This window comes from Piezobacter thermophilus (genome assembly GCF_055386745.1).
Window position 1 is genome coordinate 2,781,561 of record NZ_AP042380.1, and the last position, 13,194, is coordinate 2,794,754.

Here is a 13,194-nt window from a genome sequence, read left to right on the forward strand (position 1 = left end):
CATGAAGCTTGCCGATCTCGACATCATCGTCACCGCCCCGCCGGCGCCGGGCTGGGGCGGGCGCTACTGGGTTCTGGTCAAGCTGACCACGGATACCGGGATTGTCGGCTGGGGGGAATGCTATGCCGCCTCGGTCGGCCCGGAGGCGATGGGCCACGTGATCCGCGACGTGTTCACCCGCCACATGGCGGGCGAGAGTCCCGAGAATATCGAGCTGATGTTCCGCCGCGCCTATTCCTCGGGCTTCACCCAGCGGCCGGACCTTACGGTGATGGGGGCGTTTTCGGGGCTGGAGATCGCTTGCTGGGACATTCTCGGCAAGGATCGCGGGCGACCAGTATGGGCATTGCTGGGCGGGCGAATGAACGACCGGCTGCGCGCCTATTCCTACCTCTACCCCCTGCCCCATCACCCGATGCGGGAATTCTGGACCTCGCCGGAGATGGCCTCGGAAGCTGCGGCCGAAATGGTCCGGCGCGGCTACACCGCCGTGAAATTTGACCCTGCCGGCCCATACACGATCCGCGGCGGGCACATGCCGGGAATGCGGGACATCTCGCTTTCGGTCCGGTTCTGCGAGGCGATCCGCGAGGCGGTGGGCGAGCGTGCCGACCTGCTGTTCGGCACCCACGGTCAGTTTTCGACCGCCGGCGCGATCCGGCTGGGGCAGGCGCTGGAGCCGTTCTTGCCGCTGTGGTTCGAGGAACCGGTCCCGCCCGACGACGTGGCGGCAATGGCGCAGGTGGCGCGGGCCGTGCGCATTCCCGTCGCCACCGGCGAACGCCTGACGACCAAGGGCGAATTCGCCGCCGTGCTGCGCGCGGGCGCGGCCAGCATCCTGCAGCCCGCGCTGGGGCGGGCGGGCGGCATCTGGGAGGCCAGGAAAATCGTCGTGATCGCCGAGACACACAATGCGCAGGTGGCACCGCATCTCTATGCCGGGCCGGTGGAATGGGCGGCGAACGTCCACCTGGCCGCTTCGATTCCCAATTTCCTGCTGCTGGAAACCATCGAAACACCGTTTCACGATGCGCTGATCGGGGGAGGCATTCGCGTCGAAGACGGCTTCGTCACCCCGCCCGACGCGCCGGGCCTCGGGATCGAGGTGGATGAAGATCTTGCCCGCGCCCATCCCTGGTCGGGCGACGGGCTGCATCTCCAGATGCAGGAGGCCCCCTGCGACCATGCGCGAGGGAACACCTTTCAGGGTGGCGCGCCGGCACAGGAGGAGTGACTTCACATCCGCGGCGCGGTCGTGATAGCATACCGAGAATTGAATATTTTCAGGATGGGTGCCCCGTGACAGTTCAACCTGCGCAGAAGATGACCCCGAATGCCACCGACGAAATGGCGGCGAACGCGACCGACGCGGCAGCCTATCTCAAGACGCTGGCACATGAAGGGCGGTTGATGATCCTGTGCCACCTGGGGGCGGGCGAAAAATCTGTCGGCGAACTCGAACAGCTTCTGGGCATCCGGCAGGCAGCGGTAAGCCAGATGCTGGCCCGCCTGCGCGAGGAAGGGCTGGTCGCCACCCGGCGGGACGGCAAGACGATCTACTATTCGTTGGCAGACGACAAGACCGAGCAGGTCATCGGCCTGCTGTATTCCCTGTTCTGCGGCAAGGAGAAAGAACCGCAGGCCTGAGCGCCGGCGGCCACCCGCCACCGAAGCAGAAGCCCGGCAGCCGGAGCGATTCAGTTCGAAACGTAACCCGCGACCACCTGCAACAGCTTGTAGGCCACGGCCGCGTCGTTTTCGACCACGGCCAGGAATTCCTCTTCCCCGATGCGCAGGCAGGTCAGGTCGGTTTCCGCGATCATGCTCAGTGCGCGGGGCTCCTTGCGGATCAGGCCCAACTCGCCCACCAGCGCGCCGGGACCGACCCTGGCGATCAGTTCGTCTTCGCGGTCTTCATGGGGCAGGTAGAGGCCGGCCTCGCCCTCGATCACCACGTAGGCACCGTCCGTGGGGTCGTCATCCTTGTGGAACACCGCCTCGCCCGCCTTGGCATGATACCAGCGCGCGCCGAAACCGAGAAGCCGCAGATGGCGGCGGTCGAGGCCGGAAAACATCGGGACCTGCTCCAACGCCCGGACCTTGCGCGCAAGGTCGGCACTGGCGGCGCTTTCCTCCTCTTCGCGGATATGGACTTCTTCGCTCACGATCCGGCCCTGTTCGACCTCCACGAACATGTCGAACGCGTCTGCATGTTCGAATGAGGGTTCAAGATAGATCAACGTGGCTTCCGGCAGCAAGCCGCGCAGATTGCGGAACACGGCAATCTTCGTCTCCATGTCGAAACTTGCCAGCGCCCGGTCGAGGATCAGGATGTCGGGCCGCTTGATCGTGGCCCGGCAGAACGCCAGCGGCTCGGCGAAGGTGGCCGGAAGGTTCTGCCCGCCAACGGCGATCGGCAGGTCGTAGATCAGTTCCACCACAAGATCCCGCGCGCCGTTTTCCGTCAGCACGTCCGCCACCAGCCTGCGCACCTCGTCCGCCTTGGCCCCGGCGATTTCCGACACCTTTCCGAACAGCGCGTTTTCCAGGACCGTCAGCCCGGGCGAGAACCGGCTCTCGTCCAGTGGCTCGAACAGGCCGTCCAGGGTGGCGAGAAGCTCGCGCCCGTGAGTCTGGCGAAGCTCGAGAATGCGCGCCTTCATGTCATCGGTGAAGGCCGGGCCGATCTGTTCGGCCGAGATGCGGATCGGCACCGTCAGCAGGTAGGAGAGTTCTTCGTCGGACAGGGCCGAGGCGCCGGCATCGCGGGTCCGGTCCACCAGATCGACCACCTTCTCATAGGTGGCCGGCTCGACCCCGAGCCGCCGGAACAGCGGGTGATCGGTGCCGTCGCGCCCGAAGATCTGGCGCAGCATGTCGATCACGTCGCGGGTCATGCGCACCAGCCCCTCGTCCAGCCCGAGCCGGTGAAGCTGGGCCAGGAACGCGGTCTGGCGGGCCAGAACCTCTTGCGTGATCTCGACGCGGGGTATGGCGAACAGGAGGTTCTCGGCCACCGGCAGGGCCGGGTTGTAAAGGTCCGGATCGAAGAAATAGGTATACTGGTCAAGCCCCGCATCCTTCACCGCCTGCCGGACCTTGGGGCGCAACTCGACCAGGCGCGCGGCAAGTTCGGGATGGGCGGCGGGATCGAATTCCTGCTCCAGCCCGCGGCGCAACAGCGCCGCGCCCGGCCCCAGCCCCGAAATCAGCCGCAACCACCAGCGGCGGAGTTCTTCCTCGGACTCGAACCCGGCCAGTGTCGGGTCGGTCCAGTCCGCGTCGAAGGGATCGGGGCTGTTGCCGGTGCGCAGCGCCTCGGCCAGCGCGCCGGGGTCGGCGGGTTCCCCCACCGGGCGGTATCGGACCGGCATCAAGACGTTGTCCCCGAACGTGCCCTGAAACAGCGCCGGCTTCGATGTCGCATGACCGATGCGCAGGGCAATGACCTTCTGGTGCAGATCGCGCAGACGCAGGCCGCCCATGGTCACTTCGCCCCGGGATGGAAGAACTTCGCGCGTCAGCAGGGCGGCAAGCGCCCGGCGGTCCTCTTCGTCCGGAACGGCAATCGCGCAGGTCTTGCCGCCGGGAAGGGTGACGGCGAGATCTTCAAGCACGACATTGCCGTCGGTGTCGCGCACGTTGACGTGATCCAGCACGATGTCGCCGGTCAGGCGCGGGATTTCCTCGGGATCGCCCTCGAACAGGGATTCGTCGATCATGCCCGGCGGAGCGAAGCGCTCGATGATGATGTCCCACCGAACCGCCATGTCCTGGGTCTGGTTGTAGTAGGTCAGCAACTCCTTCCACGGCGAGCTCAAGTCCTTGTAGGCCGCCAGCGCCGCCACCAGAGCGCCAAGCGACACCTCCCCCTGCAAGACAAGATAGCCGCCCACCGCGTAGAAGAAGAACGGCGTGAGCTGGGTGATGAAGTTGTTGAGAAACTTCATGAAGAATTTCTTCTGGTAGATCTGGAAGCGGATCTCGAACAGCCGCCCCAGCCGCCGGGTGATCAGTGCCCGCCGATACCGCCAGCCGCCGCTGGTGCGCAGGGCGCTTGCCCCCGTCGCGGTTTCGCCGATCTCGCCGGCAAGCGCGCGCACCTCCTGGATGCGCCTCTTGTTGAGCTGGTTGATCTGGCGCTGCATCCGCGGGATCAGCCACGCCTGCAACGGGATCAGCGCCACCGCCGCCAGCCCGAACCACAGGCTTTGCGAGAACAGGAAGAACAGGATCGTGCCCATCTGCCCCGCCTGCAGGACCGGCTGGCTGATCGCATCCCCCATCAGGCCGCCCATGGGTTCGCTTTCGGCGGTGATCATGGAGACCAGCTCGCCCTGGCTGACCCGCTCGAAGTAGGGTTGCGGGAACCGCAGAACCCGCGAGATCAGCTGATAGCGGAAACGGCGCAGCATCCGTTCGCTGAGGACACCCTTCATGGTGTTGATGCGCATTTTCAGCAGGCCATGGGCCAGCACCGCCGCCAGAAAGGCCAGGCACAGGATCCACAGGAACACGATCTGATCGACGCGGTAGCCCAGCACATCGATGGTTGCGCTGAACGAACCGATGGCATCGTTGATGATGCGCTTGGGCAACTCCAGAGTGAGGTAGAGCAGCGGAAAGAGCGCCACCGTGACCAGCAGAAGGATCAGCTGATCACGTTTCGAGTATTTCCAGATGAATCGGAAAAGCGAAGGTTCGATTTCTTCAACTCCGAACTGTGACGCAAGGAACGGTCCTGCGCATTCGCGCGCCTGTGGCCCGCCGACGGGCGGGCGATCGTCCAAGGGTAACAATCCCGCAACGGGCCGTGCAAACGGATTCGTTTCCCGACGCGACGGAACATCGGTCAGGGCATTTGCAGGTGCCGACGATAGGCCCTAAGCTGACCGCGACCAACCGGAGGGGAGGGATCGGGTTGTCGGATATCGTCGGGATGGTCCTGATTCTGTTCAGCCTCGTGCAGATCAAGCACATGTTTGCGGACTACTTCCTGCAGACGAGGCGGATGTTGTCGGGGCGGGGCGAATATCTGCACCTGGGCCGGGCGCAACATGCCGGCGTGCATGTCGTCGGGTCGGCGATCGCGTTCGGGCTGATCGGCGCGCCTCCCGGTTTCATCGCCATCCTCGTGGTTCTGGAATGGATCGCGCATTTCCATATCGACTGGATCAAGGCGCGTTACTGCGATTCGCGCGACTTCGATCCCTTTCAGGCCGGATTCTGGCGCGCGGCGGGGCTGGATCAGGCCCTCCACCAGTTCACCTATATCGCCATGGTCTGGGCGTGGGTCCGTTTTGCCGCCATGTAGGCGCCCGTCGCACGTATGGCCGGTGTTTCAGGCGGCGCATCCGGTGATGGCATCCGATGACGGTGGGACCGGGCGGACAGGAGAACCGGGGCTGCAACAGGACCATCTGCCGGGACCGGTGCGTGGCAACGCAGACCGACCGCCATCGACACGACACAAGGCCCGACTTTGGACCTCTTCCCATTACAACCCCGTCCCCCGGCAATTCAGGAATTCAGGACTGCACCGGTAACCTCGCCCGTGCATTCATCTTTTGCACGCAGCTGCCATCGCGCAAGTTTTTTCGCCCAGACGGCCCGAAGACAGCCGAATCTCGAATGAAACTGGAACCAAAGCCTCACCCCGAAGTATCACTGTTTCCGATCAGGAAACTCTGAATTTCGTGTGCGCGAGAATCTGGCTGCCTGCCCCGCCCCCCGCACCATCAATCTGCCAGGATGCCGCCCTGCTTGAGCGTTCGCAGTACGACGTTGGTCTGTGCATTGGCCACGGCCGGTTGCCGGAACAGGAAATCTTCCAGGAACCTGTTGTACGCCTCCAGGTCGCGGCACAGCACCCGCATGTGATAATCCGCCTGGCCGGTGGTGGCATAGCATTCCTGCACCTCGGGCCGCTGTTCGACCGCGCGGTTGAACTCCACGATGCGGTCGGGGTCGTGCCGGGTCAGATGGACATGCACGATCGCCTGGAATTCAAGGTCCATCGACTCGGGATTGACGAAGGCGCCATAGCCCTCGATCACGCCCGCCTCTTCCAGCGCCCGCACCCGCCGCCAGCAGGCCGAAGGCGACATGCCCACGGCCGCAGCCAGATCGGCATTCGAGATCCGGCAGTCCCGCTGAAGAAGGGCCAGAATCCTGCGATCGCGGGCGTCAAGTTGCATGCCTTCGGTTCCTCATTTCTCCAGCAGCCAGGTTATCGAACAATTCAACCATATTGAAAGAAATTTTGGGCGATTCTGGAACAATTTTTCACCGAATCGCGGATAATATTTCCCCACAAGACATTTCAACGGAAACCTTCGGGATGACCCGCCACAGTTCCGACATGCGCACCTACGATCTGGAAGACCGTTATCGCCTGACCACGGGCCGGGTTTTCCTGACCGGCACCCAGGCATTGGTACGGATCATGCTGGACCAGGCCCGACGCGACCGCGCGGCGGGGCTGAATACGGCCGGCTTCGTGTCGGGCTATCGCGGCTCGCCGCTTGGTGGGCTGGATCTGGAGATGTGGCGCGCCCGCCAGTGGCTGGAGGGAAACCGCATCACCTTTCAGCCGGCGGTGAACGAGGATCTCGGCGCCACGCTGGTTCTGGGCGCGCAACAGGCCGCGCTTGACCCTTCCGCGCAGGTCGAGGGCGTCTTTTCCATGTGGTATGGCAAGGGCCCCGGCGTGGACCGCTCGGGCGATGCGCTGCGTCACGGCAACGCCTATGGCTCGGCCCCGAAGGGGGGCGTGCTGGTGGTGGCCGGCGACGATCACGGCTGCGTGTCGTCCTCGATGCCGCATCAGTCGGACGTGGCCTTCATGGCGTGGTTCATGCCGACACTGAACCCGGCCACGGTAGGCGAATATCTTGAATTCGGCGAATACGGCATCGCGCTGTCGCGCTACTCCGGCACCTGGGTCGGGTTCAAGGCGATCTCGGAAACCGTAGAATCGGCGCGCTCGGTGGAGCTGAAACCCGACCGCGCGTTCCTTCTGCCCGAGCTGGACGAGCTGCCCCCCGGCGGGCTGCATGTGCGGCTGAACGACCTGCCCAGCCCCGAGATCGAAACCCGCATCCGCCACAAACTGCGCGCTGTGCGCGCCTTTGTCGAGGCCAACCCGATCGACCGGCGGATCTACGACATCGAGGATGCCCATTTCGGCTTCGTCACCACCGGCAAGGGGCATCTCGACCTGATGGAGGCGCTGCGCCTGCTGGGGCTGAATGAGGACGCCTGCCGGCGCCTGGGCATCGACATCTACAAGGTCGGCATGGTCTGGCCGCTGGCGCTGCGCGATGCCATGCGCTTCGTGCGAGGCAAGCGCGAAGTCATGGTGATCGAGGAAAAACGCGGCATCATCGAAAGCCAGTTCAAGGAATATTTCTACGACTGGCCCGGAGACAAGCCCGAGCGCATGGTCGGCAAATATGACGAGACCGGCGCCCCGCTTGTCCCCTGGACCGGAGAGCTCGGCCCGTTGCAGCTGGTGCCGCTGATCGCCCGCCGGCTGCATGCCTTCTTTCCCGACGAGGGGCTGATGGAAAAGGCCGAGGGGCTCACCCGCGAACCCCCGATCCTGCTGCAGGTGCCGGGGGCCACGCGCACGCCGTGGTTCTGCTCGGGCTGCCCGCACAACAGCTCGACCCATGTGCCCGAAAGTTCGCGCGCCTATTCCGGCATCGGCTGCCACGTCATGGCAAGCTGGATGAACCGCAACACCGCCGGATACGCCCAGATGGGCGGCGAAGGCGTTCCCTGGGTGGCGGCCTCGCAATTCACCGGCGGCGGCCATGTCTTCCAGAACCTCGGCGAAGGCACCTGGTATCACTCGGGCAGCCTTGCCATCCGGCAGGCGGTCGCCGCGGGCACCAACATCACTTACAAGATTCTCTACAACGACGCCGTCGCCATGACCGGAGGCCAGCCGGTGGACGGCCCCGTCAGCGTCTCCGGCATCGCCCAGACCTGCCGCGCCGAAGGGGTCGAGCGCATCGCGCTGGTCTCGGACGACATCGGCAAGTTCGACCGCGCCGACTTTCCCCCCGGCACCACCTTCCATGACCGGCACGAGCTGGACGCCCTGCAACGCGAACTGCGCGAGGTGCCGGGCGTCAGCGTGCTGATCTACGAACAGACCTGCGCCACCGAAAAGCGCCGCCGCCGCAAGCGGGGCAAGATGGAAGACCCCGCCCGCTTCGTCGTCATCAACGACCTGGTCTGCGAGGGTTGCGGCGACTGTTCGGCCGCTTCCAACTGCCTCAGCGTCGAACCGGTCGATACGCCTTTCGGACGCAAGCGCCGGGTGAACCTGTCGAACTGCAACAAGGACTTCACCTGCCTCGATGGCTTCTGCCCCAGCTTCGTCACCGTCGAAGGGGCCGAACGGCGCCCACCGCAGAGCGCCGATCTCGACCCGGCCACGCTGGCCGCCGATCTGCCCGCCCCCGAACTGCCACCACTCACGGAGCCTTACGACCTTCTGGTCACGGGGGTGGGCGGAACCGGCGTCGTCACCCTGGGTCAACTCGTCACCATGGCGGCGCATCTCGAAGGGAAAGGCGCCAGCGTGCTGGACTTCACCGGCTTTGCCCAGAAATTCGGCACGGTGCTCAGCTTCATCCGGCTGGCCCCCCGGCCCGAGGCGCTCAACCAGGTGCGCATCGACCGGGGCGCAGCACGGGCGGTGATCGGCTGCGACATCGTGGTCAGTTCCTCGCCCAGGGCCTCGACCCATTACCGGCGCGGCACGCGGGTGGTGCTGAACCGGGCCGAAATGCCAACCGGAGATCTGGTGCTTCACCGCGACGCCTCGCTGCGCGTGCCCGAACGCGAAGCCGCCATCGCCGCCGCCGTGGGCGCCGACAACCTCTCGGCCTTCGACGCCAACGCCGCGGCCGAGCAGCTCCTGGGCGACGCAGTCTACGCCAACGTGATGATGCTGGGCTTTGCCTGGCAACAGGGGCTGGTGCCGGTCAGCGACGCGGCGCTGATGCAGGCGATCATGCTCAACGGCGTGCAGGTCGAACGCAACCGCGCCGCCTTCACCCTTGGCCGGGTGCTGGCGGCCGCACCCGACCGGCTGTCCAACCACCTGCACCCACCCGCCATGCCCGACGAGTCGCTGGATGAGATGATCGACCGCCGCGCCGACTTCCTGACCGAATACCAGAACACCGCCTGGGCCGAACGCTACCGGGCGACACTGACCCGGTTCCGCGCCGCGCTGCCCGACCCGGCCCCGGAAAAACCGATGCGCACAGCGGCCCGCGCATTGTTCAAGCTCATGTCGCCAAAGGACGAATTCGAGGTCGCCCGGCTGATGACCCGCCGCGAATTCACCGAACACCTGGCCGAGCGGTTCGAGGGCGATTTCCGCATCCGCTACCACCTCGCCCCGCCGCTCCTGCCCGCGCGGCGCGACGCCCGCGGACGTCCGCGCAAACGCGCCTTCGGGCCATGGATGGAGCGTGCCATGCGGGCACTTTCCGGCCTGAAATGGCTGCGCCACACCCCGTTCAACCCGTTCGGCTACCACGCCGAAGCCCGCCTGCACAGGGAACTGCTGCACTGGTATGAAACCGGCCTGCCCCGCGCCGCCCGGCTCATCGCCGAAGGTCATCTCGACGCAGCGATGATCTTCCTCGCGGCGCCCGATCACATCCGCGGCTTCGGCCCGGTGCGCGCCGAATCCGCCCGCCATGCCCGGGCCAACGCCGAAACCGCCCTGCAACGGATCGCCCCCTGATCCACTTCATCTCGCCCCAAATACTCCGGGGGGCGCGTCGCACCCGCGGTGCGCCTCCGGCACAACGGGCAGCGCCCCCCGCCGGCACGGCGCTTGACTTGCCTCCGGCCAACTGCCACATGGGCGCGACCAGACCCGCAACCGGGCGTTCCGTGGGCGCCGAACCGACGAGGAGGCCGACATGGCCCAGATCTCCCTGACCTTCCCCGATGGCTCCGTCAAATCCTTCGATGCCGGCATCACCCCGGCGGAAGTGGCCGCAGGCATTTCCAGCTCGCTGGCGAAGAAGGCGATCTCGGCCACGGTCAACGGGCGCCACTGGGACCTGCAATGGCCGATCGAGGAAGACGCCTCCATCGCCATCCACACCATGAAGGACGAACCCCAGGCGCTGGAGCTGATCCGCCACGATCTCGCTCACATCATGGCCCGCGCCGTGCAGGAAATCTGGCCCGACACGCGCGTCACCATCGGACCCGTCATCGACAACGGCTGGTATTACGATTTCGACCGGGAGGAACCCTTCACCCCCGAAGACCTCGGCGCCATCGAGAAGAAGATGAAGGAGATCATCAACCGCCGCGACCCGGTCACCACCGAAGTCTGGGACCGCGACCGCGCGATCCGCTTCTACGAGGCCTCGGGCGAACCCTACAAGGTCGAGCTGGTCGAGGCGATCCCCGAGGGCGAGCCGATCCGCATGTACTGGCACGGCCACTGGCAGGATCTGTGCCGCGGCCCGCATCTGCAACACACGGGGCAGGTGCCCGGCGACGCCTTCAAGCTGACCCATGTGGCCGGCGCCTACTGGCGCGGCGACTCCTCGCGGCCGATGCTGCAACGCATCTACGGGGTGGGCTTTCGCAACCGTGATCAGCTCAAGGCCTATCTGCACATGCTGGAAGAGGCCGCAAAGCGCGACCACCGCAAGCTGGGCCGCGAAATGGACCTGTTCCACTTCCAGGAGGAAGCGCCGGGCCAGATCTTCTGGCACCCCAACGGCTGGACCATCTATACCCAGCTGCAGGACTACATGCGCCGCCGCCAGCGCGCAGGCGGCTATGTCGAGGTCAACACCCCGCAGGTGGTGGACCGCAAGCTGTGGGAGGCCTCGGGCCACTGGGAAAAATACCAGGAAAACATGTTCATCGTCGAAGTGGACGAGGAACACGCGCGGGAAAAGACCGTCAACGCGCTCAAGCCCATGAACTGCCCCTGCCACGTCCAGATCTTCAACCAGGGGATCAAGAGCTATCGCGACCTGCCGCTGCGCATGGCCGAATTCGGATCCTGCAACCGCTACGAGCCCTCCGGCGCGCTGCACGGGCTGATGCGGGTGCGCGGGTTCACCCAGGATGACGCGCATATCTTCGCCACCGAAGAGCAGATCGAAGCCGAAACCGCGGAGTTCATCCGCTTCCTGTCGCGGATCTACGCCGATCTCGGCTTCCCGGATTTCAAGATCAAGTTCTCCGACCGGCCCGAGACCCGCGCCGGCTCGGACGCGATCTGGGACAAGGCGGAATCGGCGCTGCTGTCGGCAACCCGCAAGGCCGGGATCGAGCCCGAGCTGAATCCCGGCGAGGGCGCCTTCTACGGACCGAAACTGGAATTCGTCCTCACCGACGCCATCGGCCGCGACTGGCAATGCGGCACCTTCCAGGTGGATTTCGTCCTGCCCGAGCGGCTGGACGCCAGCTATGTCGGCCCCGACGGCGCCCGCCACCGCCCCGTCATGCTGCACCGCGCGGTGCTGGGCAGCTTCGAACGCTTCATCGGCATCCTGATCGAGGAACATGCCGGCAAGCTGCCCTTCTGGCTGGCGCCGCGCCAGGTGGTGGTGGCCTCGATCACCTCCGAGGCCGACGCCTATGTGCACGAGGTGGTCTCCACCCTGACCGCCGCCGGCATCCGGGCCGAGGCCGACATCCGCAACGAGAAGATCAACTACAAGGTGCGCGAACACTCGCTGGCCAAGGTGCCGGTGATCCTGGCCGTGGGCGCGCGCGAAGTGGAAAGCCGCAGCGTCTCGGTCCGCCGGCTGGGCGAGAAGGGAACCACCGTCCGACCGCTGGAAGAGGTGACGGAAGAGCTGGCGCGCGAGGCCACGCCGCCGGATCTGCGCTAGCTCCGCCGCGCCTTATCGTACCCGCCCTGCCCGGGCCGCATCCACCGCCCGGGCAGGCGCCCGCAGCACCCGCACCCCGCCCGGATCAGAAATGCGCCTTGGGCTCGTCCGGCTTGCCCGCGCCCAGCGCAAGCAGCCCTGCAACCCCGGTAAAGGCGATGGGGAACATGGTGAAGACGTTGAAACCGAAGGCGTAATACATCCCCCCCGCCGACAGAAGCAGCAGGATGCCGCCCCAAAGCGCCCTTGCCCGCGCCATGGCGCCACCGGCAATCGCCAGCAGCGGCGACAGGATCGAGGCCGCCCGGATCACCCCCACATTGGCAGCCTGTTCGAACAGGCCCTCCACCTCTCCGAACCGTTCGACCGCCTCGGTGTAGCCGTAGCTGAAAAACCCGACGAACATCCCGATGATGCCGCCGATGATCCCCAGAACCAGTGCCGCGTTGCGCATGAGCTTCCCTTTCAGATTGCCCGGATGATGACCCCTGTCAGCCCACCCCGAGGGCCGCGCGCGTGGCCGCGCTCCAGCCCAGATACAGCGTCCCGCCCCGCTCGATCAGCGGCCGCTTCATCAGCACCGGATGTTCCGCCAGCAGATCCAGCGGCGGCCGGTTGCGTTCGGATTCGGACAACCCGCGCCAGGTGGCCGAGCGCGTGTTGATCAGCGCCGCGCCAAAAGTCGCATATGCCCGCGCGAGAAGATCGCCCGGCACGCCCTCGGCCCGGACATCAACAAGACGCGCCCCGGGAAGCGATTTCAACGCCTTGCGGCAGGTGTCACAGGATTTCAGACCATACAGGATCATCTTTCCTCCCCTTGTTTCAACCGCAACTGTTACCCGCAGCGATCCCCCCGCGCATCCCTTTTCCTTGATTTTTTCCCGATCCGTGCAATCCTGTCGCCGGCGCCGCAGCCGATCAGACTTCCCGCCTTCCTGACACGAATGCCGGTCGCCTGAGCGACCCCGGCACCACCAAGACCCTGCCCCCGGGCGGAACAATGCAAGTCAGAAGGAGACACGGGAACATGCCGACCGGCACCGTGAAATGGTTCAATACCACCAAGGGATACGGATTCATCGCCCCCGATGATGGCGGCAAGGATGTGTTCGTTCACATTTCCGCCGTCGAACAGTCGGGCCTGACCGGCCTTGCCGACAACCAGAAGGTTTCTTTCGAACTGGTCGATGGCCGCGACGGGCGGCAGATGGCCGGAGACCTCAGGGCGCTCTGACAAATCCCCGTCAGCTCCGCCACCGCGCACGGCCCGGCCCCGCAGACGGGGCCGGTT

10 protein-coding genes are annotated in these 13,194 nt (G+C 65.6%); 6 read left to right on the forward strand and 4 right to left on the reverse strand.

Going from position 1 to position 13,194, the window contains the following annotated elements; translation table 11 throughout:
• Position 1 precedes the first annotated feature (1 nt).
• Both ACZ5CM_RS13425 and ACZ5CM_RS13430 read left to right on the forward strand, forming a co-directional pair.
• Positions 2-1,234 (forward strand): mandelate racemase/muconate lactonizing enzyme family protein, encoded by a 1,233-nt coding sequence (locus tag ACZ5CM_RS13425; protein ID WP_464639306.1) that lies wholly within the window; start codon positions 2-4, stop codon positions 1,232-1,234.
• 113 nt (positions 1,235-1,347) lie between these two features.
• Positions 1,348-1,647, forward strand: coding sequence for an ArsR/SmtB family transcription factor (locus tag ACZ5CM_RS13430; protein WP_464642614.1), 300 nt, complete (start codon positions 1,348-1,350; stop codon positions 1,645-1,647).
• A gap of 50 nt (positions 1,648-1,697) precedes the next feature.
• On the opposite strand, the gene ACZ5CM_RS13435 is transcribed toward ACZ5CM_RS13430, so the two are convergent.
• A complete protein-coding gene (locus ACZ5CM_RS13435; protein WP_464642616.1) occupies positions 1,698-4,706 on the reverse strand; it encodes a cyclic nucleotide-binding domain-containing protein in 3,009 nt (1,002 codons plus the stop codon).
• 233 nt (positions 4,707-4,939) lie between these two features.
• Here ACZ5CM_RS13435 and ACZ5CM_RS13440 point away from each other — a divergent pair, with 233 nt between their 5' ends.
• On the forward strand, positions 4,940-5,314 hold the full coding sequence (locus tag ACZ5CM_RS13440; protein ID WP_464639307.1) for a DUF3307 domain-containing protein: 375 nt from the start codon (positions 4,940-4,942) through the stop codon (positions 5,312-5,314).
• Between the two features lie 424 nt (positions 5,315-5,738).
• Here the strand turns inward: ACZ5CM_RS13440 and ACZ5CM_RS13445 are convergent, their stop codons facing one another.
• Complete coding sequence (locus ACZ5CM_RS13445) at positions 5,739-6,197, reverse strand: Lrp/AsnC family transcriptional regulator (protein ID WP_464639309.1); 459 nt, start codon at positions 6,195-6,197, stop codon at positions 5,739-5,741.
• Between the two features lie 143 nt (positions 6,198-6,340).
• Between ACZ5CM_RS13445 and ACZ5CM_RS13450 the strand changes: the two genes are divergently transcribed.
• Positions 6,341-9,772: an indolepyruvate ferredoxin oxidoreductase family protein gene (locus tag ACZ5CM_RS13450; RefSeq protein WP_464639310.1), complete on the forward strand. Its 3,432-nt coding sequence runs from the start codon at positions 6,341-6,343 to the stop codon at positions 9,770-9,772.
• A 181-nt stretch (positions 9,773-9,953) separates the two neighbouring features.
• The gene (gene thrS / locus ACZ5CM_RS13455) at positions 9,954-11,900 is read left to right on the forward strand and encodes a threonine--tRNA ligase (protein ID WP_464639312.1); all 1,947 of its coding nucleotides are present in this window, start codon (positions 9,954-9,956) and stop codon (positions 11,898-11,900) included.
• A gap of 85 nt (positions 11,901-11,985) precedes the next feature.
• Here thrS and ACZ5CM_RS13460 read toward each other — a convergent pair whose 3' ends face one another.
• Both ACZ5CM_RS13460 and ACZ5CM_RS13465 read right to left on the reverse strand, forming a co-directional pair.
• Entirely contained in the window at positions 11,986-12,354 is a 369-nt protein-coding gene (locus tag ACZ5CM_RS13460; protein WP_464639314.1) for a hypothetical protein, read from the reverse strand.
• 37 nt (positions 12,355-12,391) lie between these two features.
• Complete coding sequence (locus ACZ5CM_RS13465) at positions 12,392-12,709, reverse strand: arsenate reductase family protein (RefSeq protein WP_464639316.1); 318 nt, start codon at positions 12,707-12,709, stop codon at positions 12,392-12,394.
• Positions 12,710-12,930: 221 nt separating this feature from the next.
• Here ACZ5CM_RS13465 and ACZ5CM_RS13470 point away from each other — a divergent pair, with 221 nt between their 5' ends.
• Positions 12,931-13,137, forward strand: coding sequence for a cold-shock protein (locus ACZ5CM_RS13470; RefSeq protein WP_464639318.1), 207 nt, complete (start codon positions 12,931-12,933; stop codon positions 13,135-13,137).
• Positions 13,138-13,194 lie beyond the last annotated feature (57 nt).